At 36.1% G+C, this 22892-nt stretch carries 23 protein-coding genes; 11 read left to right on the top strand and 12 right to left on the bottom strand.

What is annotated here, in order from left to right:
- Positions 1–130 precede the first annotated feature (130 nt).
- From HMPREF1208_RS07895 to HMPREF1208_RS07880, 4 genes are read left to right on the top strand one after another with little or no spacing between them, the layout of a single operon-like run.
- Positions 131–997, top strand: coding sequence for an ABC transporter ATP-binding protein (locus HMPREF1208_RS07895; RefSeq protein ID WP_016425831.1), 867 nt, complete (start codon positions 131–133; stop codon positions 995–997).
- Complete coding sequence (locus HMPREF1208_RS07890; protein WP_016425830.1) at positions 994–1731, top strand: ABC transporter permease; 738 nt, start codon at positions 994–996, stop codon at positions 1729–1731. Before HMPREF1208_RS07895 ends, HMPREF1208_RS07890 begins: the two co-directional genes overlap by 4 nt.
- A complete protein-coding gene (locus HMPREF1208_RS07885) occupies positions 1728–2828 on the top strand; it encodes a sensor histidine kinase (RefSeq protein ID WP_016425829.1) in 1101 nt (366 codons plus the stop codon). Before HMPREF1208_RS07890 ends, HMPREF1208_RS07885 begins: the two co-directional genes overlap by 4 nt.
- Positions 2825–3427, top strand: a complete 603-nt coding sequence (locus HMPREF1208_RS07880) for a response regulator transcription factor (RefSeq protein WP_016425828.1) — start codon at positions 2825–2827, stop codon at positions 3425–3427. Before HMPREF1208_RS07885 ends, HMPREF1208_RS07880 begins: the two co-directional genes overlap by 4 nt.
- 88 nt (positions 3428–3515) lie before the next feature.
- On the opposite strand, the gene HMPREF1208_RS07875 is transcribed toward HMPREF1208_RS07880, so the two are convergent.
- The gene (locus HMPREF1208_RS07875) at positions 3516–3989 is read right to left on the bottom strand and encodes a peptide-methionine (S)-S-oxide reductase (RefSeq protein ID WP_016425827.1); all 474 of its coding nucleotides are present in this window, start codon (positions 3987–3989) and stop codon (positions 3516–3518) included.
- Positions 3990–4198: 209 nt separating this feature from the next.
- On the opposite strand from HMPREF1208_RS07875, the gene HMPREF1208_RS07870 reads away from it, so the two are divergent.
- On the top strand, positions 4199–5377 hold the full coding sequence (locus HMPREF1208_RS07870; RefSeq protein WP_016425826.1) for a PrsW family intramembrane metalloprotease: 1179 nt from the start codon (positions 4199–4201) through the stop codon (positions 5375–5377).
- A gap of 143 nt (positions 5378–5520) precedes the next feature.
- Here the strand turns inward: HMPREF1208_RS07870 and HMPREF1208_RS07865 are convergent, their stop codons facing one another.
- The 4 genes from HMPREF1208_RS07865 to HMPREF1208_RS07850 are packed head-to-tail and all read right to left on the bottom strand — an operon-like array spanning position 5521 to position 9770.
- Positions 5521–6648, bottom strand: coding sequence for a M20 family metallopeptidase (locus tag HMPREF1208_RS07865; RefSeq protein ID WP_016425825.1), 1128 nt, complete (start codon positions 6646–6648; stop codon positions 5521–5523).
- A gap of 11 nt (positions 6649–6659) precedes the next feature.
- Positions 6660–7478: a MurR/RpiR family transcriptional regulator gene (locus HMPREF1208_RS07860; protein ID WP_016425824.1), complete on the bottom strand. Its 819-nt coding sequence runs from the start codon at positions 7476–7478 to the stop codon at positions 6660–6662.
- Positions 7479–7490: 12 nt separating this feature from the next.
- Positions 7491–8378: a succinylglutamate desuccinylase/aspartoacylase family protein gene (locus HMPREF1208_RS07855; protein ID WP_016425823.1), complete on the bottom strand. Its 888-nt coding sequence runs from the start codon at positions 8376–8378 to the stop codon at positions 7491–7493.
- A 27-nt stretch (positions 8379–8405) separates the two neighbouring features.
- A complete protein-coding gene (locus tag HMPREF1208_RS07850; protein WP_016425822.1) occupies positions 8406–9770 on the bottom strand; it encodes a YfcC family protein in 1365 nt (454 codons plus the stop codon).
- Between the two features lie 307 nt (positions 9771–10077).
- Here HMPREF1208_RS07850 and HMPREF1208_RS07845 point away from each other — a divergent pair, with 307 nt between their 5' ends.
- The 5 genes from HMPREF1208_RS07845 to HMPREF1208_RS07825 all read left to right on the top strand — a co-directional run bounded on the left by HMPREF1208_RS07845 (position 10078) and on the right by HMPREF1208_RS07825 (position 14150).
- Complete coding sequence (locus HMPREF1208_RS07845; RefSeq protein WP_016425821.1) at positions 10078–10440, top strand: DUF3147 family protein; 363 nt, start codon at positions 10078–10080, stop codon at positions 10438–10440.
- 15 nt (positions 10441–10455) lie between these two features.
- Complete coding sequence (locus tag HMPREF1208_RS07840; RefSeq protein WP_016425820.1) at positions 10456–10851, top strand: DUF3147 family protein; 396 nt, start codon at positions 10456–10458, stop codon at positions 10849–10851.
- Positions 10820–11362 carry a TetR/AcrR family transcriptional regulator gene (locus HMPREF1208_RS07835; protein WP_016425819.1) on the top strand — a complete coding sequence of 181 codons (543 nt, stop codon included), beginning with the start codon at positions 10820–10822 and terminating at the stop codon, positions 11360–11362. Before HMPREF1208_RS07840 ends, HMPREF1208_RS07835 begins: the two co-directional genes overlap by 32 nt.
- 197 nt (positions 11363–11559) lie before the next feature.
- Positions 11560–12741, top strand: coding sequence for a M20 family metallopeptidase (locus tag HMPREF1208_RS07830; RefSeq protein WP_016425818.1), 1182 nt, complete (start codon positions 11560–11562; stop codon positions 12739–12741).
- Between the two features lie 20 nt (positions 12742–12761).
- Positions 12762–14150: a YfcC family protein gene (locus HMPREF1208_RS07825; protein ID WP_037559404.1), complete on the top strand. Its 1389-nt coding sequence runs from the start codon at positions 12762–12764 to the stop codon at positions 14148–14150.
- Here the strand turns inward: HMPREF1208_RS07825 and HMPREF1208_RS07820 are convergent.
- Complete coding sequence (locus HMPREF1208_RS07820) at positions 14147–15037, bottom strand: LysR family transcriptional regulator (RefSeq protein ID WP_016425816.1); 891 nt, start codon at positions 15035–15037, stop codon at positions 14147–14149. The two genes, HMPREF1208_RS07825 and HMPREF1208_RS07820, sit on opposite strands and share 4 nt — an antisense overlap.
- 55 nt (positions 15038–15092) lie before the next feature.
- Positions 15093–15965, bottom strand: coding sequence for an alpha/beta hydrolase (locus tag HMPREF1208_RS07815; protein WP_016425815.1), 873 nt, complete (start codon positions 15963–15965; stop codon positions 15093–15095).
- Positions 15966–16183: 218 nt separating this feature from the next.
- Here HMPREF1208_RS07815 and HMPREF1208_RS07810 point away from each other — a divergent pair, with 218 nt between their 5' ends.
- A complete protein-coding gene (locus tag HMPREF1208_RS07810; RefSeq protein ID WP_016425814.1) occupies positions 16184–16918 on the top strand; it encodes an NAD-dependent protein deacylase in 735 nt (244 codons plus the stop codon).
- A gap of 113 nt (positions 16919–17031) precedes the next feature.
- Here HMPREF1208_RS07810 and HMPREF1208_RS07805 read toward each other — a convergent pair whose 3' ends face one another.
- From HMPREF1208_RS07805 to rbsU, 5 genes are all read right to left on the bottom strand, one after another.
- The gene (locus HMPREF1208_RS07805; protein ID WP_037559530.1) at positions 17032–18606 is read right to left on the bottom strand and encodes a YfcC family protein; all 1575 of its coding nucleotides are present in this window, start codon (positions 18604–18606) and stop codon (positions 17032–17034) included.
- Positions 18607–19159: 553 nt separating this feature from the next.
- On the bottom strand, positions 19160–20092 hold the full coding sequence (gene arcC, locus HMPREF1208_RS07800; RefSeq protein WP_016425812.1) for a carbamate kinase: 933 nt from the start codon (positions 20090–20092) through the stop codon (positions 19160–19162).
- 15 nt (positions 20093–20107) lie between these two features.
- Complete coding sequence (gene argF, locus HMPREF1208_RS07795; RefSeq protein WP_016425811.1) at positions 20108–21112, bottom strand: ornithine carbamoyltransferase; 1005 nt, start codon at positions 21110–21112, stop codon at positions 20108–20110.
- A 248-nt stretch (positions 21113–21360) separates the two neighbouring features.
- Positions 21361–21765, bottom strand: a complete 405-nt coding sequence (gene rbsD / locus HMPREF1208_RS07790) for a D-ribose pyranase (RefSeq protein ID WP_016425810.1) — start codon at positions 21763–21765, stop codon at positions 21361–21363.
- A gap of 18 nt (positions 21766–21783) precedes the next feature.
- The gene (gene rbsU / locus HMPREF1208_RS07785; RefSeq protein WP_016425809.1) at positions 21784–22665 is read right to left on the bottom strand and encodes a ribose/proton symporter RbsU; all 882 of its coding nucleotides are present in this window, start codon (positions 22663–22665) and stop codon (positions 21784–21786) included.
- Positions 22666–22892 lie beyond the last annotated feature (227 nt).

Here is a 22892-nt window from a genome sequence, read left to right as displayed (position 1 = left end):
CATCCTCACATTATCCTTCCCCAATATAAATAATGACAAATGTCATGCTGCAGTGATGACAATCCTCACTAACAAGAAATCCCATACTTTTTTACAATTAAGTTAACTTATTCAAAGGATGTGCAGGGTTATGATTCAAATCGAACATATCACGAAACAATATCAGCAACAAAAAGCAGTCAATGATGTTTCTTTTACGATAACAGAAGGCATTTGTACTGCATTAATTGGTCCGAATGGTTCAGGTAAATCCACACTGATTGATTTATTGATTGGTGATCGACACGCCGATAGTGGCATGATTAAAGATCCTTCACACTTATTACATCCTGAACGGTTAGGCGTGCTTTTCCAACGTACAACCTTCCCTGAACGTATGAAAGTCATAGAGCTTTATCAATTGTTTTCAAAATTATATCCTCAGTCGCTTTCTTTAGCACAATTCCAAAATATCACGCGCTTTAACGATGTAGAGTTACAAAAATTTGCGACTGAACTGTCAGGTGGGCAACAACGTATTCTAGATTTCGCTTTAACTATGATAAGCAAACCCCAATGCCTTATTCTTGATGAGCCTACAAGTGCAATGGATGTCCAAATGAGACAACATTTTTGGAAAATCGTTTCGCAATTAAAAGCAGAGGGACTGACGCTCTTTTACACGTCTCACTATATCGAAGAGGTAGAAAGAATGGCTGATCAAGTGATTGTACTCAACAAAGGTCAAATTGTATTCAATGATTCCCCGGGAAATATTAAACAGCAACAAAATTTATCGATAATTGATATTCCTGCACCACATATAGCACTTGAACAGCAATTTCCACATGAAACAATAACGCATGTGCAACAACGTCTACACATTAAGACGAATCATGTCCAACAAGTTCTTGAAAAATTACTTGCTTTAAATGTGAACCTTGATGATATCGAAATTCGCAAAAATTCATTGCTTGAGATTATTTTTAGTGAGGACAAACAAGGAGAGGATCAATGATGCGTTTTGCATATTTATTATCAGAATTACGTCTACTATTCCGTTTTAAAACAAGATTGATACTATCGATTTTTATACCTTTAGCATTTTACTTATTATTTACATCAATCATCCAAGCACCTGAAGCTGAGATGGCTGAAATTAATAAAAATGCTATGTATAGCATGACGACCTTCAGTTTAACGAGTTTCTGCTTATTCTCATTTCCACTTGAACTCATCGATGAACGCAAAAAAGGTTGGTATAAAAACCTGATGACTACGCCACTCAAACCCTTTGACTATTTCAGCGTAAAAATTGTTAAAACGATGTTTCAGTTCATTTTAGCCATTTTTATTATATTTGGGACTGCTGCCTTTTATAAAGGCGTTCATTTATCCTTCAGTCAATGGATTTTATCAGGCCTCGTTCTATGGATTGGCGCAAGTTTGTTTCTATCACTTGGCGTGCTATTAGCACAAATCAACGATACCCAGAAAGCGAGTGGTATCGGTAACATTCTATATTTAGGTTTAGCCGTCTTAGGTGGCCTCTGGTTTCCGATTGACACCTTTCCATCATTTATGAAACCGATTGCCCATCTGACACCTACGTATCATTTAAAAAAATTGGCAACCGATTTAGGACAAAATGATTCTTTTGCAATTAGCGCTTTCATGATATTACTTCTATATAGTATGATTTTCTTAAGTATCGCTTTATATATTCAAAAAAGAAGAGATGTGTCTCAATGAAGAAACTAGATCTAGACGCGGGTCATTTATCCAGCTTAATCTATTTGTTATTTCCATTTCTTGCCTTATTCTTAAATCGTAATCAAGGTAACACCCTGCTCCTGATTGTTGTTTTTATCATCTTTAGTATTGTTTATACGACGTTGATTATCGGTCATCGCGCTTTAAAACCTTGGACGTCTTATTTTTTACTTGTCCTACATTATTTAGGGATTATTTATTTTGTTTATGCAATTAATCCCACGTCGTCCTTATTTTTATTTTATAGTGTTTTTGCGCTTCCTTTAACTTTTCGCGTTAAGCTATGGTCTAAAGAATATTTCACCTTTTTAGCAACCATGCTCCTCTGTCTTATCGTGACATTTCTTTATTATTCGGAGCCATTTTATATTGTGATGTTAATCATTTATTATTTCGTCATGAATTTGATTATGTTCTCGAATTTTAAACGTGTGACAGAGGAGGCGTATCAATCAAAGATTAACGCACAAAATGAGCACATTAACGTATTAATCGCTGATCAAGAACGCCATCGTATTGGTCAAGATTTGCATGATACATTAGGTCATGTCTTTGCGAGTCTAAGCTTAAAATCGGAGCTTGCGATCAAACTCGTCGACCGAGACCTTGAACAAGCCAAAGCTGAAATGATAGGAGTCAATCAAATTTCAAAAGAGGCCTTAACTCAAATTAGAGAAATTATTCATAACTTAAAGACACGCTCGTTCGTTGAAGAAGTGACCGCATTAGAAACACTCTTAAAAAATGCGAATTTGGCATTTCATTTTGACAATGCAAGCTTATCTCAATCATTGTCTCCGACGAAACAAGCCTTATTAACGATGATTCTCCGAGAAGCCATCAACAATGTCATTAAGCATGCTGAAGCGACAAAAGTCAGTGCCTCATTATCTCGTCGTGATAAAGAGATTGTGCTAACGATTCATGATAATGGAAAAGGTCTCACTGATACTAGCGTGCACTTAGAAAGTATCGAAGCCCGTGTTGCTTTATTAAGAGGAACTTTAGAAGTAGAAAATCATGCTGGTTTGCATATGACAATTTCAATACCTCATGGGGGAGGATTTCTATCATGATTCATGTGATCATCGCTGAAGATCAAACAATGTTAAGACAAGCCATGGTTCAACTCATCGAAATGCATGAACACATTCATGTCATTGCAGATGTTGGAGATGGTAAAAGCGCACTCAAAGCAGCGCAAGAAACAGAGGCTGATGTTCTTATTTTAGATGTTGAGATGCCAGAATTAACAGGCTTAGAAGTCTTACAACAAGTTCGGAAAAAAAACATCCCTATTAAAGTCATTATCGTGACGACATTTAAACGGCCGGGTTATTTCGAAAAAGCCGTCGCTTATGACGTTGATGCTTATGTATTAAAAGAACGGTCAATCGATGAACTCATCCATACGATTGATAACGTTATGTCAGGTCAAAAAGAATATAGTGAAGCATTGATGACAACCATCTTTTCGGAACGCAATCCACTGACAGAAAAAGAACAATCTGTGCTCAAAGAAATTGGTAAAGGGCTTTCAAGCCGTGAAATTGCCGAAACTTTATATTTATCTGATGGTACCATTCGGAATTACACATCGACAATTATTGATAAATTGGAAGCTGATAACCGCTTCGATGCTTGGAAAAAAGCACATGATAAAGGATGGGTATAATGATGACTTTAACATCGATTTTAAGACATGCATTTCGTCTCTTTACAAAGTCAACATGACATCCATCCCTTCATCTCGTTTCAACACTTCAATTTTGATATTTTTTCATTAAATGTTGTGGAATATGACAATAATCATGTGGAAATTTATCTAAATGATCTTGATGAATCTCAGCACTGGCAATATAGTTGGATAGCGGTTTGACCTCTACCGCAATACGTGCTTGGTCTGGTCGGCGTGCAATAAATTGACGTGCACACTCTAAATGCTTGGCCTCTTCACTGTATACACCCGTCCGATATTTGGGACCCCTATCTTCACCTTGATGATTGACACTATATGGATCAATCACCTCAAACAAATAGGCCATCAGTTCCGGAACATCGACATGATCCGGATCAAATGTCGTCTTAACGCACTCCGCATAACCATCGTACGGACCATCAAGTGTTTGCGTCGTCCCATTTGCACGCCCAGCTTCCGTTGCTACAACGCCAGGTAATGTCTTAATAAAAGCTTGGACGCCCCATAAACAGCCTCCTGCTAAGTATATCGTTTCCATTGTACCCCTCCCAATCCTCACTATATATTCTATAACACGCACCACTCATCTCGTGATTGCCTAGATTTTAATAATTTCTAAAATTTTGATATTAAAGTAAATCTCTTTTTGAATACTGTCATATTTAATAATCTATTAATAGACTCCCTTTTAAATTTCACATATAATGCTTGTGATATAATAAATTTATTTGAAAGGAGTCGATACTTTTGAAAGATCATCCTGAAAATCAAGAGGTTCACGAACAAAAAGATGCAAGTCAACAAAGTGAACAACCACTTGATGCACCTCAATCGCATACCAAAGAACAACACCATCAAGATACAGAAACCATTGAACAAAAAACGATTGATAATATTAGCTTAACACAAGAATTCAAAAATTTATTTAATAACACAACGCGTTCTATCGGTAAACTTGCGGGAAATGATGAAGTTTTAAAAATCAACCTCGCTGATATGTTCTCAGAAGTATTCAAACCCCACATAAAGCAAGAAATGGACGAAGTCTTTATTGCGGGTACTGAATATACAACGCCACAACTCGATGAAGTATCAAAAGAATGGGCGAAACCTTTCCTATTCTCTAGAATATTTCTTGGCCTTGCCACTGTTTTTGCATTGTTATGGATAATGGTCGCTTTTTTTGGAAATCCTAACGGCATAGGTGGTTTAATTTTTATCGGTGCACTTACTGTCCCTCTTCCTGTATTAATTTTCTTTTTTGAATCTAACGCATTTAAAAATATCAGTATCGCCATTGTCTTTAAAATCTTTTTCATTGGTGGCGTATTGTCACTTATCAGCACTTTAACGTTATACGAATTTGTGCCAGTTTCTGATGATATCACTATTTTTAGTGCCATCCTTATCGGGATTGTCGAAGAGATGGGGAAAGCAATCGTGACGATATATTTCATTCAACGCATGAATACATACAAAATCTTAAACGGGTTATTAATTGGTGCTGCTGTTGGAACAGGATTTGAAGTATTTGAATCAGCAGGTTACATTTTTAGATTCATTCCTGAAGGATTTGACGTCATGACGCAAGTGATCTGGTTACGTGCTTGGACAGGCATTGGTTCCCACAACGTTTGGACCGCTATTGTTGGCGCTGCCGTTGTCATTACTAAAGGGAGTCAAAAATTCAATTGGGCACATCTCGCAGATAAACGCTTCCTCTTTTTCTTTGGTTCAGCTGTAACCTTACATGCAGTATGGGACATGCCCATTGCAGAAGACGGTATCATTAAATCAATCTTACTCATAACATTAGGTTGGTTACTGACTTTTATCTTAATGAAAGCCGGTCTAAGCCAAGTGACCCAACTTCAAATGGAAGCCATGAAAATGAACGAAGCCCATCAGACACAAGCACAGGAATAATTTGGGTAACATTATAAAGCAGTCTAATGAGAAACCTCATCAGACTGCTTTATTCATGTACATTTATTCACCAAACAGCAGATTTTTGATTGTGTACCAGAAAGCCGATATCACAAATACTACATATCAAGATGATGGTACTATCACAAGTTCTGCATTAACAGTGCTAATAAGCAAGTTCTTGGCACAATAAATGACTTGTTAATATGTTCATCTCTAGCATGTGGACCGCCACCTACACCGCCAAGGCCATCTATGGTCGGTGTCCCTTGTGCAGCAATAAAACTTCCGTCACTACCACCACCAACTGCAACTTGACTCAATTCAAACCCTAATAAACTCGCATATTCATTCGTCTTTTGAAATAAAGCCTCCGTTTTTTCTGTTTTAATCATTACAGGACGGACTTCGCCACCCTCAATTTTTATATCTATTTTTGGATTGTATGGTCGAATTTGCTTGATACGTTCATCAACTTTTTCACCCATTTGTTGATTAACGACACGTACGTCAACTTCGATGGTTGCACTTTCCGGGCGAACATTAATACCGCTTCCGCCTATAATCTTCCCTACATTCACTGTTGTTCCTTCCTCGTATTGTGTCATCTTCTCTAAATCAATAATTTGATAAGCAGCTTCTTGGATAGCACTTTCTCCACTTTCATGATCATTCCCTGCATGTGAACTTTTGCCTTTAAAATGTATCTGATATCGATAGATTCCTTTTCGAAATGTTTTCAATGCGCCTGACTCTCCTGTCGCCGCTTCTGCGACAAGGCCATAGGCACTTTTGCGTGCTTCTTCTTCAATATAACTTCTCGATGTAGGAGAAGCTATACCCTCATGGTCTCCGTTAAAAAATACCACTATCTTTTTATTCACACTTGTCGAAGTTTCTTTCAACGCTCTGAGTGCCCATAATATTTGAAGCACGCCGGTCTTCATATCAATCACACCGGGGCCATATAAGACGTCACCTTTTTCAACCAAGGGTAATTCTCCTTTTCCCCATACCGTGTCAAAGTGGCCACTCATTAAAATTTGTTCTTCACCTTTTCCATATGAAAAGCGAATATGATTCCCCGTTTTCTTTTGCTTAATTATTTCCGGAGTTATATTTAAATAAGAAACTATCTTTTGACATAACCAAGCACCTGCTTCATCTACTGCAGTTTTATCCAGTGTTGGTGACTCTAACTTCACAAATGTTTTTATATCATTGATGATGTCTGGTTCATGGTTAGTTAAATATGTTTCAATCACATCCATCATTTTTCCTCCTATTCAATTAAATTGTCGGATTCGTCATTGAGTGCTTCTAATCTTTGAATGCGATTTCGAACTTCTTCACTATATTGATCTCTGTAATGATTAAAAACTAAATTTAAAATACTAATGACTGGCGCAATTTCGTTATAACCACTTATATCTCTATTAGTTTTCGCAAGTATTGTGATATCTGAAGATCGAAAATAAGGTGACAAACTATTATTTGTAACACTGATAGTTGTCAGTCCTTGCTTTTTTGCATATTCAAAAAATTTAAAAGTTTCGCGATGATACCTTGGAAAAGATATCGTCACAAGCACATCTTTCTCAGACATGTCTAACTGATAACGACTCAAGTTTTCCGATTGCACCCTCATGACATTCGGTTTAAAAATACCAAGGACATAACTAAACCATTCGGCAGTAGCTTTAGATGTATTTCGTCCAACAATATATACATTTCGGGCATCATGGAGATACCTTACAATTTGATCTAAAACTTCTACACTTATTTTTTGGGCGCTTTCTCTAATTAATTCAATATCTTTTTCAATGCTTTCAAATGAATTGACGCCCACATCATCATTTTCTTTTGAATGAAATATACTATCACGTATAGCAGACTGCATTTCTGAATAGCCACTATAACCAATTGTGTATGCAAATCGAATAATCGTTGCTTCACTAACTCCTATTTTTTCTTGCATTTGGATTAATGTTAAATACGAACTCTCATTCAAATGATCCAATATGAAATTAGCAACTTTCTGTTTACCTATTGAAAGTGTGTTATATTTTTCCTCAATTCTTGTCGTAATTGACTGTGTCATGTATCGTCACCTTTATTTCTCTTTATTTAATTTCGCATATCTTATCATACGCTCACCTGTGAATGTATATCTTGGATAATTAACCGCTGTGACTAAACCATCATATTGGGCAACAATTGGCTTTTGATTGAGCTCTCCTAAAACCTCACCTTTTAAATAATGATGACCTGATTGACATTTAGGATTGAAAAAGCCATGCTCATCTGCACATATGGTCTCTATTTTGTCATGAAAGACACAATTTTCTATATCGTTGTTAATATTTTCTATTTCAATGGCATCTACTAAAGATAAAAAACGAAGTAAACGGTTGATTGCAAATTCCGATGTCTCAAGATCAATCATTCCATCAGGTTGACCACCTTTTAACTCTAATAGCGCTGCTTGCTGACCGTATTTACAAGCTTCTAAAAAAAGTTGGCCAGATGCCCCTCCAGAACGTACGACATGTCGAATACCTAATTGGTGTGCTAATTCATATTGCGCATCGTAATTTTGATATAAACTCATTACGTAATTCGAACCGTGCTGTCCACAGCAATGTAAATCTATAATATAGTCTGCACTTCTAGTTTCCCGCCAAATAGAATGTGCAAGTTGCATCGTTTGCGTCCCTTTTTCATCACCTGGAAAAACACGATTTAAGTCTAAATTGTCGTACGGAGAATTTCTTGTTCTGTTGAAATATGCTGGTTTATTCACAATAGGAATCACTTTAATAGAGCCCTTTACTTGATATTTTGGCAGTAGTTCTATTAATCGATAGGCAACATAAATCGCCGTCTGTTCAACGCCATGTATGCCAGCCGTTATGAATACTTGAGGCCCTTCATTATCATTGCCAAATGTATATATATCATAAGTAGATAAACTAGGGTCTTGAAACGTAACTTCCTTCACTCCAACATCACCTCTACAAATTCAATATTAAAATGGTCCATAATTTGTCATTACAGCAATCACTACAAATATAATAGCAATAATTGACCAATATATGACTAGTGGAAACGCGAATTTAAACCACTTACCAAATGGCACACCACCAACAGCGAGTACTGCCATGAGTGTTCCAGAGACGGGTGTAATCATATTGGTAATACCATCTCCCATTTTAAATGCAATAACTGCCGTTTGCCTTGTCACATCAATGACATCTGAAAGAGGTGTCATCAGTGGCATAACGACGGATGCTTGACCGCTACCAGAAGGTAAAATTAAATTAAAAATCAAATTGAATAAAAACATTGCAACAGCACCTAATATAGGCGAGAGATGACTAAGTGGAACAAAGACTGCATGTACAATCGTATCAATGAATTTACCGTCTTCCATAATGACAGTTACGCCACGCGCAAACCCAATCACTAAAGCACCAAATAAAATGTTTTTGGCTCCCTCCATAAACGTACTTACAAATTCATTCGGCTTTATTCTTCCGATTATTGCAGTCAAAATACCGTCAATAAGGAAAAGTGCTGATAATTGTTGTATGCCCCATCCTCGTTGTAATGAACCATATACAAAAAGACCGATAGTGAGAAAGAAACATAATACAATTAATTGATGCTTTAAATTAAAAGGAATCTCTTTCTCAGCATCATTTGCCATAATTTCACTTGAGAATTTTTCTTCTCCCATAAAACTATCATCTGGATTCTTTGAAATTTTGTTTACATATCTACAAAGATAGATCAATGTTACAATCATTATTGTGATAAAAATATAGACCCTCATCATCACACCAGAAAAAATAGGAAGCTTTGCGATTGTCTGTGCTACCCCTAGAGCAATCGGATCAAATATTGGCGCTACTGCCCCCACATAGTAACCTAAATAAACAATGGCAACGCCTGCAATAGCGTCAAGCTTTAACTTTTGTGCAAGTATAATACCTAGCGGAATAAAAGCGATAACTGCATTAGCGCTTACCCCAAAACCGTGTATGATTCCAAATAATATGCTGATTGTTATAATGAGCACATACTTATTACCACCCGTTTTATCAACCAGTTTTGAAACTGCAGCATTGAAAGTCCCCTGTTTTTCAATAACTGCAACAGCACCGCCCATTATCAAAACTAAAAATATCAAATCTGCTGTGACAACCATCCCTTTAGGAATGGCCATGAATAAATCTAAAATATTAAGTCTCACTTGATTGATATACTCAAAACTATTAGCAACGACCTCTTTCTTTGCCCCTTTTCTAGCAAACTCACCTGATGGAATTAAAAAGCTTAGCAACCACACAATAAGTAATAGACCAAATAAAATGACAAATGTATTTGGCATCTTTAATTTCTGCTTAATAACCTTCTCCCCCTTTTTATGAAAGCGCTTCCCTTTTATTTGAAATAAAAACTACATCAAATAAATTAATGTAGTGTATACTACAAAAATATCAAAGTAAACCAAATATGTAAATAGTAAATCTATAAATTTTGTTCTACTGTTTATTATTATCGAACAGCAACATCTCTTAATTATGCCTATTCCGTGTCACTTCTCTTAATCCCTTTACATTAGAAATGATGCGCGTTACTATATTATTAAACGAAACGTTTCGTTTAATAATTGTGTCTTAAGGAGGCGCACGTTCATGTTTGGGATTTCTTTGACCAGTATTCTACTACGCTTTTTAATTGGTGGCTTTGCTGTAGCATTAGCCTCTATTATTGCTGGAAAAGCAGGTGGAAAAATGGGCGGCGTCATTGCGACAATGCCGGCTGTTTTCTTAGCTGCGATCTTTGCACTAGCGATTGACCATCAGGGTGATACATTAGTGCAAATGTCGATTCATCTAAGTTCTGGCGCAATTTTAGGTATTTTGTCTTGCATTGTGACAGTCGGCCTCACTGCCCTTTATATTCATAAGCATGGTTTTCAAAAAGGGGCTGCTTTTTCAGTTGTGTGTTGGTTCGTCCTCTCTTGTGCATTATTCGGTATACAACATCTCATATAAGGAGCGCGAAAAATAGTGAAATCGGCTTTAATCAAATTTATCGTAGGCGGCTTTACAGTCGTATTAAGTTACATCGTTTCTCAAGTTTTACCTTGGAAAGAGTTTGGCGGTATTTTCGCTACTTTCCCTGCTGTTTTCCTCGTATCTATGTATTTGGCTGGAATGGAATTTGGTGATATTGTTGCAGCGCATGTCAGTCGGGGGGCAATTTTTGGTATGATAGGTGTGCTCGTTGATATTGTTGTAACTTGGGAAATGTTAAAAGTAACACATCTTTGGCTGGTGAGTATCGCAGTAGGATTTGTTGCGTGGTTTATAAGTGCAGTGATAATATTAGAAATTGTAGAATGGGTAGGACATAGAAGCAAAGGAGGTCATTATGGCCGGAAGACCCAAAGATCCCACGGTTAATCAAAAAATTTATGCAGAAATTGAACGGTTACTCGTCGACTATAATTTAAATCAAATTACAATCGATCAAATTGCAGAAAATACAGGCGTCTCCAAGGCAACGATTTATCGTCGTTGGCCTGACAAATCATTTATTATTATGGATTTATTTTTAGAACGTGCGGAAACATTTCATCCAGCGTATTTAAATTTATATGATGATTTGTATCGCTTTCTCGTGACAATGATGAACATATATAAGACACCTATTGGCACGGCTGTAATTGAAATTTTAGTCAGTCATCACGATACAGATGCGAAAGCGCGCTTTATGGAAGAATATTTCTTGAAAAAGCGTGCCATCTTAAAATCAATTATTGAACCACATATTCATAGTGAAGATGAGGATATGTTAATCGATCTTATTTTCTCACCCATTTACTTTAACATTCTAATTAAACCAGATGTACTTAACGAATCGTACATCGAAACGATCCTTACGAAAGTATTACAAGTCTATGATTTAATATAATAACAAATCTCTATGAATTTCCCTTGCTTAATAAATAGCAAGGGATTTTTTTGAGTCAAATCAATTACTAATTACTCTCAGATAAACATTACTAACTATAGAATAATTTTATAGTTACTTAAAAAATTTGAATTTCACTCTATATTATTTAAATGATAACTTTATATTAAGAAAGCGCTTTCTTAAGGAGTGGAGCTATGAACCATAAATATAGAATTGATAATTTATTAAAAAGTATTGAACAGGAATTATTTGAACTAAACGACTATATTCACGATCACCCTGAGTTAGGAAATCAAGAATTTGAAGCTGTTAATAAAATCACATCATTGCTTGAAAAATATGGTTTTTCTATACAAAAAAATATATCTGATTTATCAACTGCTTTCATCGCTTCATTTAAAAATCATAATGCAACAAATAAAGCTTTAACTATCGGCTTAATTTGTGAATATGATGCATTAGCTGGTTTAGGGCATGGTTGTGGTCACAATTTACAGTCCCCTTCAATTGTAGGAGCAGCTGTTGCTATAGCAAAAACATGCAAAGATTTAAATTTTATACTAAAGGTCATTGGAACCCCAGCGGAAGAAACGACTAGTGGAAAAATTCCAATGCAAAAAGAAGGGATATTTAAAGAGCTAGACTTGGCTCTAATGATGCATGGTGGCGATAGAACCACTGTAGATGTTAAATCTTTAGCTATAAATAAAATAAATTTTGAATTCAAAGGAACACCTTCACATGCAGCAGTTTCACCTGAACTTGGGAGAAGTGCTTTAGATGGGGTGATGATGTTATTTAACGGCATCGAATACTTGCGCGAGCATGTTACTAGCGATGTTCGGATGCACGGTATTATTACAAATGGAGGTCAAGCTGTCAATATTGTTCCTGATGAAGCATCCGCACAGTTTTCAATTAGAGCAGAGAAACGTAAAAATTTAAACGAATTACTAAAGAGAGTATATAAAGTTGCTGAAGGTGCAGCTTTAGCAACAGAAACACAAGTTCAAATAAAAATATTAAAACAACTGGAAAGTAAAGTTAATGTTCAGTCATTAAATGATGTACTTTTGAAAAATGCCCAGGAAGTCGGCGCTGTACAAATAACAGCTCCTAGAGAAAAAACTGGATCGACAGATTTCAGTTTAGTGACCCATGATGTCCCCGGGGCTTGTTTAAGAACAGCTTTTGTTCCTTTCAATACACCAAACCATACTGATGCCTGGGTAAAAGCTGGGAAAACTCTAGAAGCTTATAATGCGATTCGCATAGCTAGTAAAGCTTTAAGTTATACAATTGTAGACTTTTTAACAGATAACAATTTACGATTAAAAATTAAAAATGAGTTTGCTAAAGCAAAAAAAGAGGTTTAACAAGATTGGGGTGTTTGCCAATGAAACAAAAGGGTGGAAAAACCTTTCCAGATGCCATTATAATCATATTTATAATGTCTATAGTTGCTGCTATACTTACTTATATTCTGCCATCAGGAAAATACAAACGAAAAACAATAGAGGGAATCCATGAAATAATTCCTAATTCATTTCACTCAACCACTAAAAATCCAACAAGTATTATTGATTTTATCACTGCGATTCCTCAAGGGTTAATTGAAAGTGCAAATATTATATTTTTAGTATTAATCATCGGAGGTGCTATAGCCATCATAGATTCTACTGGTGCCACATATAGTGGGATAAATGCATTAGTAGATAAAACTAAAGGTAGAAAATATTTATTAATTATAAGTATCGCTTCTCTATTTGGTATCATGCATCAAGTAGGCGTATCTGGAAATACAGTTATAGCATTTATTCCTATTGGTATAATGCTTGCTAGAGCTATGAATTTAGATGCCGTTGTAGGTGTTTCAATGGTATATCTTGGAAATTTTGCAGGCGGCGCTGTAGGAACGTTTGACCCAGCAATTATGGGTGTAGCACAAAAAATAGCTGGAGTTCCTTTATTTTCAGGTGCTTGGTTTAGAATCATCATTTTCTTCGCACTCATTACCGTTACAATCATATATATTTGCAGATACACTAAAAAAATTAGCATGGATCCTTCAAAAAGCATATTAAAAGACAATCCATTTCCTGTAGAGGTTGTTGACACCAATTATGAATTTGAAAAATTTAATAAAAAGCATATGCTTACCATTTTTATTTTTATAGCTGGTATAGCGGTCTTTTTGTTCGGTGTATTTAAATATGAATGGTCAGTAAATGAGTTGGCTGGCATATTCATATTAAACTCAATAATAATAGCAGTAATTAATAAAATTAAACCGAATGATTTTGTTAATACATTCATGACAGGTGTCAGAAAATTAACATATGGCGCAATTATTATTGGAATTGCTAGATCAATCATAGTTATTTTTAAAGAAGCAAATATCTTAGATACCATAACTCATATCGCAACAGCACACATGCAAGAACTACCTACAATGGTTGGAGCTCTAGCGATGTTTGCGTTCAATTGGTTATTTAATATTCTTGTGAGTTCAGGTAGCGGGCAAGCTTCTATCGTTATGCCCATAATGGCACCAATAGGTGATATTATAGGTTTAACAAGACAAACAACTGTATTAGCTTTTAAACTTGGAGACGGTATAACGAATATAATTACCCCTTTTTCCGGTGTTCTAATGTCTGTACTTGCGATTGGTGGTATTCCTTGGACTAGGTGGCTAAAATTTGCATTTCCATTAGTTTTATGGTGGACACTTGTAGGTGCAATATTTCTAATCATTGCTGTATTGATAAACTATGGCCTTTAGCAAAAGTAGTTTTCACAATATTCTATAAAATTATGAACATGGTTATTTTCTTTTGCAGATTCTCTATAAAATAACCATGTTTTTCTATATAATTCTCTACCTTTTCTATCCACTAAATTATATTGATAAAATTCTTCATTTTTATCAATACAAGTATATGGAATAATAGAATATCCCATCTGCTCTTGGACCAGTTTTTTACAAAGTTCAACTTTATCTGATTCTATCACTATATTTCCTTCAACATTGTATCTACTTTGCCACCAATCATTAATTAACTTAGTAATTGAATACTCCAACTCAACATATGCTTTGTAGTTCTTTTGTGGCTTATAATTAATTCTAGGTATTTCTGGTAAACTATCCAAATTAATTGGTCTACTACTTATTAAAGTAATCGGGCCCTTTTTTAAAAATATTTTCTTTCCACACCATTGATAATCACCAGTAATAATAGCGACATCTAACTCATTGTTTTCCAATTTTTGCATAACTTCTGAGCTCCAACCACTATCTATATTCATTTTTAAATTAGGCTCTATTGATAGGAATCCTTTAAGAATAAAAGGTAAATGATACTTAATAAAGTTATGATTTGCACCTAGTTTAAAACTATTAGGTATCGACGATTTAATCTCACTTATACTATTTTTCAAATTTTGTATATCATGTAAAATTTTATTTGAAAACTGAATAAGATACTCACCTTCAGGAGTAAATTCAATATTTTTACCAAATTTCTTTGTTAGTGAGATGCCAAATTCTTGTTCGATTTTCTTCACTCTATAGGTTAAAGCAGGTTGAGAAATAAATAATTTTTCTGCTACTCTAGTTAAATTTTTTTCTTGATGAAGTAAAGAAAGAATTTTATAGTCTTGTTCTTTCATCAAGATCCCCCCTTTAAAAACGCTGCCTATTTTATTTTCTCACCCTACTTATTTTTTACATTTCTCCCCATAAAAATTGGATGATTTGATCGGCAACATCGCTATTTTCATGTAATTCACTGTGCTCTGCTTCTTTTCCTTTGAATTCTAATTCTTTGTATGATTTCGGACTATCGCCTAATAGATATTTTAAAGATTTTGCAGAACTTACGGACACACTGCCGTCAGAGTGCGTGCTGTCTTCCAAGTCACCATAAATGTTCAATACGCCAATATCTTTACCTTTATAAATCGATTTCAATTTAAGTAACTTTTGATAAGGTGGATTCATCCGACTTGGTTTACCCTCTTTATCTACACTAATTTCATTAACTTTCTCATTGACGTTAATAACGCCATTAAATGTTCCCGCTATATTGACTTGTTTATTTAATTGCGGCAATGAATGATCTTCACCATATAACAACATATAATGCGCAAACGACATATTCGCCATTGAGTGACCTACAAAGTTGAATTTATTAATATGGTATTCATCTTGCAGTTTTTCGAGCACATTTTTAAACCATTTTGCATTTTCTTCAGGATCTTCGTTTTTATTATCAGCAAATTCAACTTGCACAATTGGATTTACTGCATTTTTTGACCATTTTCCTTTTAGCGTGACATCGCCTTTGGATGAGACCTGTGCTCTAATCACATCATCTGTGACACCTTGATCTTTTGCCTCTTTAACCATAAATTTTTCAGAATTAATGCTACCGCCATAGCCATGTAAAAATAATGTGGGTGTCTGACTTTTCACAAGTTTCGTATTATAGTGATTTTTAGAATTAGCCTGATGGCGATTAAACGAAACCGTAACAAACAATCCAACGATTAAGACAACGATTAAAACAGTGGTACCCCAAATCCATTTCTTTTTCATGTCATGACCTCTATTCTCTCTTTTTTAATAGTATAAAGGAACCGGCTCAAAAAAACCTCAGATTGGCTCTACACCTTTTTATTCCCCTTTTAATATCCTCTTACTGGACGCTTTTCGCTTAAAAATAACATATTTGTTAAAATGACTATATTATTACCGTAACGTATTAAAATGTTAACGCTAAGCAAAGAGATTTTATTGATATGGAGTGAAAAGGTATGAATGAAAGCATTGAAAAATTAAAAACGATCATGAATCAGTCTCATAAAATCGTTTTTTTCACTGGCGCTGGTGTTTCTGTAGCAAGTGGTATTCCTGATTTCCGTTCTATCGGAGGTTTATATGATGAAATTTCTAAAAAAGGGTATTCTCCTGAATATTTGTTGAGTGCGGATTATTTACACAGTGATCCAATTGGATTTATGGATTTCTGTCATCAATATTTATTATTTGCGGATAAAGCGCCTAATCCTGTCCATCAATGGATTGCACAATTAGAAAAAGATCAATGTTCACTCGGTGTGATCACTCAAAATATCGATGGATTGCATACAGACGCTGGTAGTCACAATGTAGACGAACTGCACGGGACGTTAAATCGTTTTTATGCAGTAGAAGGCAATGAAACTTATACGAAAGAAGAGGTTATCGCCAAAAATTTATACCAAAGTGAGCGTAATGGCAGTCCAATTCGTCCTGACATCGTGCTTTATGGCGAGGCATTAAATCAGTCCACTTTATTGAATGCAGTTTTTAAAATCAAAGCAGCGGATACACTCGTCGTGTTAGGGTCATCACTTGTTGTCCAACCTGCAGCAGGTTTGATTTCCGAATTTGAAGGAGAAAACCTTGTGATTATTAACAGAGATCCTACCCCTTATGACAGTCACGCTAATTTAGTCATTCACGATGATATGGTAGGTGTCGTTGAAGCGCTACAACAGTTGGACTAATAAGCACATATATATGACTGCGCTGTGATGATTAAAATGATGATGACGGGTAAGCCTAAATAAAACATTAAACCGATGAAGGCACTCGATTTCCGCCTCCACCGGTTTATTTTTTATGAATAAACGAGAACTTGTGTAATTAACATCGCACCACCAAATACGAGAACAAATACGACGACAGGCCACACAAAACGTAACCAATGTGAATATTTCATATCGAGCATCTGTAATGTCGCCATGACCAGTCCGGTTGGTGCTAAAAATAGCATCGCGTATTGACCAAACTGATATGCTGTCACCATGACAAATCGTGGTATACCGACTGTATCAGCAAGTGGTGCAAAAATAGGCATTGAAAGGACAGCAAGACCTGATGATGATGGCACAATAAAACCTAAGAAAAAGAAGATGATTAACATAATGATAATAAATAACGGACCGTTCACATGTTGAACAAGTGTAGATGAAAAATGGAGTATCGTATCTGAAATAAGTCCTTCATTCATCACTAAGTTAATTCCACGTGCGAGTCCGATAATGAGTGAAACACCTACTAAGCTTGATGCCCCTTTCACAAAAGCATCAACGGTTCCTTTTTCGCCTAATCCGTGCTTACCTGTACCTGCAATAAACATAATAATAATCGTCACTGCAAGAAACATGGAAGCCATAACAGGGAACCACCAACCTTGTGTCATGACACCCCAAACCATTAATGGAAATGGAATCACAAATAAGATTAAGATGATTTTTTTACGCCAAGTAAAATGATCGGCGTGTTCATCTTTCCCCATAACAGACCATTGTTCATTAAACGCTTCTCGATCTTCGTATGCATAAGAAGCTTTGGGATCTTTTTTGATTTTTTTAGCATACCAATATAAATAACCGACTACAAAGATAGCCCCGATGATACAGCCAGCAACGCGCCAATAGAGCCCTTCAGTAAAGGTAATCCCTGCAGCATTAGAAGCAATGACGACTGAGAATGGATTAATCGTAGAAAAGGTCGTCCCTATCGAACTGGCTAAAAAGATAGCCCCAACACAGACGATAGAGTCATAACCCATCGCAATAAATATTGGCACCAGTATTGGATAGAAAGCAACAGCCTCTTCTTCAATACCGCAAAGTGTCCCACCAAGGACCATTAAAATAGAAACCATGAAAATCAGTAAAAACTCATGTCCCTTAGTTTTTTTCGTTAAAGCGAGCAATCCGGATTCAAAAGAACCGCTGGCACTGACAACGCCTATTAAGCCTCCGAGCACAAAGATAAAGACCATTATATCTACAGCCTCAATTGTCCCGTTGACCATTGCATTCGTGATTTCACTCGGTCCTGCTGGTTTTTGTTTAAGACGTTCATAAGTATTTGGGATTGAAACAGGCTTGTTAATCGCGCCAGATTTGAACTGTTCGATTTTAATTTTTACGCCCATTTTATCTAATTGTTGTTGCGTGGCTGGCACTTTCTTAACTTCTTGATGAGGGTTTACAATTTTAAGTTCTTGTGAAGAAGGTTCATACGATAATTTTGAATAAGCCCCCGCTGGAATCATCCACGTCGCAAGTACAGCCACAACGGTTAAGATAAATAAAATCAAAAATGCACCCGGCATTTTGAGTTTAAATTTCTTTTTATGTGGCGTTGCGTCATAATCATGTGATTGATTTTTGTCTTTCATGTTCACAGGTGGATTCGTATCCTCCATGATGGTCATCTCCTTTTGACAAGATGCCGCAATGCGGCGATAAAAATAGAATTCAAACACTATCAAATGATGAAGATTCTATGTTGTAGGAAGATGATAAAATAAGACAATTCGTAATGAATCGACGCTTTTGCTTATCTCAATATGAAAAAATAGATTCAGCAAAACGCATATACAGGCCATTTCTTTATATTTACATTATGGCGCCGTTCAGAAATGGGAAGTAGACGATGCGTTGATTCGAGTCATCTTTGAACGATAGACGTGCAGGTGTATTCACCCATTCTACGCCTTCATTTACATATAGCGCTTGAATCATTTGACTGCATACATTTAAAGTCCTATCTACTTATACCCTAACATGTCAATTTTCAATAAATTAGATTATCCTCACGTTAGGCTTTTAAACAATTCCTCTGTTTTGACACTTAAAAAAGCCTGAACACGTTGTGACAATGACGGTATTGTACAAACGGTTCAGACTTGTGCGGTTGTGCATTCCATCGCGCATCTTGTGGTCACAAATTTATTTTTTTATGACTGTGCCCACTTGCCCGTTTAATGCGTCATCTAATCGCTCTAATGACGTGACAATTACTTCACCTTTAGGGTTATTTTTAATAAAAGCTAAGGAAGCTTCTACTTTTGGAAGCATACTTCCTTGCGCAAAGTGGCCTTCGTTAATATGATGTTCCATTTCAGAAGCAGTTACATTTTTCAATGCCTCTTGGTCCGCTTTACCATAATTCAAATAGATATAATCAACAGTTGTTAAAATAATCAGCTGATCAGATTGTAACTTGGCTCCTAATAAGGCACTTGATTTATCTTTATCAATGACAGCATCCACTCCATGCAGTGTGCCATCTTGATTTTTTACGACAGGGATGCCCCCGCCACCGCTTGATATAACGAGATTGCCTTGATCAATTAAAGCGGCAATACTTTCAAGCTCTACAATTTCAATCGGTTCAGGTGACGGCACAACACGACGATAGCCTCGTCCAGAGTCTTCTACAAAAGTATAATGTCGTTCTTGAGCAATCGTGTCTGCGAGTGCTTTATCATAAAACATGCCAATCGGTTTTGTTGGATGGTTAAATGCTTCGTCATCTTTATTGACTAATGTTTGTGTAACGAGCGTAACGACAGGTTTTTGAATACCCAGTTGATGTAATTCATTTTGAAGACTTTGTTGAAGTTGATAGCCAATATAAGCTTGGCTCATGGCACCACATTCCGGAAATGGGAAAGGGGGACCTTGTTCATGTTCGGCTGCATAATTTAATCCGAGATTTATACTGCCTACTTGTGGCCCGTTACCATGGCTAATTACAACTTCATGACCCTTTTCAATCAATGCAACCAATGATTTTGCAGTACTTTTGACCAATTCCAATTGCGCTTCTGGGGAGTCGCCTAAAGCATTGCCCCCAAGTGCGACGACGATTTTAGCCATACCGTGAGACCTCCCTTATCCAATATTTCCTAAAGTTGCGACCATCACTGCTTTAATCGTATGCATACGGTTTTCAGCTTGTTGGAACACAACTGAATGTTTACTTTCAAACACTTCATCTGTAACTTCCATTTCTTTCAAACCATATTTTTCATAGATTTCTTTACCGATTTTTGTGTCCGTATTATGGAATGATGGCAAGCAATGTTCAAAAATGACATGTTTATTACGTGTTTTTTCAATGAGTTGTTGGTTGACTTGATAAGGTTGTAATAATTCAATACGTTCTTTCCAAACTTCGTCAGGCTCACCCATAGACACCCAAACGTCTGTATAAATTACGTCTGAACCTTTTACGCCTTCATCGATATCATCTGTCACTACAATTTCGCCACCATTTTCTTTAGCAAGTGCTTTACAACGATTTAATAATACATCTGTTGGATTTAATGCTTTCGGACATACTAAATGGAAGCGCATGCCCATAATCGCTGCACCTGCCATTAAGGCATTCGCCACATTGTTACGTCCGTCTCCTACATAAGTAAAATGCATGTCATGATAAGGCTTTTTCAAAACTTCTTTCGCGGTTAAAAAGTCGGCTAACACTTGCGTTGGGTGATCTTCATCTGTAAGACCATTCCACACAGGGACACCTGATTTATCTGCTAACGTTTCAACCGTACGTTGCGAGAAGCCTCGGTATTCAATACCATCGTACATGCCACCTAATACGCGTGCTGTATCCGCAACTGTTTCTTTTTTGCCCATTTGACTGCCTGTAGGGCCAAGGTATGTGACACGTGCCCCTTGGTCATAGGCTGCTGTTTCAAAAGCACAGCGTGTGCGTGTTGAGTCTTTTTCAAAAATTAATGCAATATTTTTTCCCTTCAATGTTTGTTGCTCAATACCTGCGTATTTCGCTCTTTTTAAATCTTCAGAAAGGTTCAATAAAAACTCAACTTCTTCCTTTGAAAAATCAAGTAAAGTGAGAAAGCTTCTATTTCTTAAATTTTGCATTACTCCTACAACTCCTTTGTGATTGATTTCACACTAATTGTAACCGTTTTCTTTCTGGTTCGTCAATACATTTTACACAATTATTTTACTTATTATAGTAATTTGATTTTTGAATTTTAATATCTTAAAGCTATGGAGATTGACGCAATGCCTAAACAGCCAACAATTGGACATTTCAAGCGAACCTAAAAAAGTCCCTCCAATAACATTCAAAACGAATGACTTGGAAGGACTTCTAAAAGTTTTAATTAAAATGTGACATTAGATTCCAAAATAATATTTGAAAACGGGGTAATCTCACCTGTGCGGATATTGCCTTTATTCAACGGATGACTCAAATACGCTTTCATTTCTGAGTGCGGGATAAACGCAATATCTACATCTTGATCGATCAATGCTTTAATCTGTTTCAATTGTGCAGCATTATGCGTTTTAATTTCTTCCGCCAAATAGATTTTTTGAATCTTCAATTCGTCTAACACAGCTGCCAATACATCGATGAAAGCGGGCAATCCTTTTGTTACGGCTAAATCGATTCTTCTCTCATCATTTGGAATCGGCATCCCTGCATCATTGACTGTTAATAAGTCAAAATGCCCCATCGTTGCGATGGCTTGAGAAACATGGCTATTGAGCATAGTTGATTTTTTCATTATCCTCACCTCTGGCTATTATTTAATAAACACTGTTACCGTTGCGGCTACTAAGATTAATACTAAACCAATAATAGTGACCAACATTTCTTTTGAAGTTTTGCGTTGATTTAAGAAATAAATACCTGTTAATGTCGCTAAAACTACAGATGTTTGAGACAATACGAAACCTGTTGCTAAACCATTCATGTCCGGTTGTGCAGAGATTAAATATGTCAACGCGGCAAAAGCGAAGAAGAAACCTGAAATGATTTGTAGCCAAGTGACCTTTTTGTTGAAAGGATTATCTTTTTTCATTGTCATTAAGCCATAAATGACGGCAGCAAGCACCATTCCCATTGCTTGTGGTAAAAATGCGGCTTTACCTCCGATATCTGTCGCTTGCGGTGCTGCTGAATAAAGCCAGTATCCAATTTCACCAATTAATAAGATAACGACAGCTTTTTTCAAGTCATTATTTCTTGCTTCTTTAGAATCTTCACTCCAAACAGTCATGCGGGCACCAATTAAAATAACGACTAAAGCGGCAAACCCAATCAGTTTGTTTGTTAAACCGGGCCAGTTCCCTAATGCAAATACACCCCAAAGTGATGCACCTAACAATTGGAAAGCTGTAGTGACAGGCATTGCTCGAGAAGAACCAACATATTCAAAAGCTTTGAATGTCATAATTTGACCAAAACACCAACCTGCACCTGAAAGTAATGCAAAAAATAGATCCATTCCTGTTGGAAAACTACGTCCTGAAAATATGTAAAAAGCACTCGCAAAAATCAATGTCCCAACCGTCGTTCCGATGATTTGATTGACCGGTTTGCCTCCAAATTTTGATGCAATCGTAGGAAAAAGACCCCAACCAATCAGCGGTCCTAAACCAATTAAAAGTGCGACCATGTTCATTTATTACACTCCTCTATCTCTATTAAACAATTTATTTTTTCTTTAACAAGTCTATGTATTAAAATATAACACTTATATATAAATACATAAACTTTCTTTTGTAGAAATTGAAAACTATTATTTTAAAATTTAAAAAAATGAAACAAACTTGTCACACATCTGCGTGGATTTCATTTTTTTGTAGAGCACGTCTTCTATTTACGTACCCATCCCCTCATTTTTTATTG

This window comes from Staphylococcus sp. HGB0015 (assembly GCF_000411275.1).
GTDB classification, from domain to species: Bacteria; Bacillota; Bacilli; order Staphylococcales; family Staphylococcaceae; genus Staphylococcus; species Staphylococcus schleiferi.
This window is presented reverse-complemented; position numbering and strand designations above follow the sequence as displayed.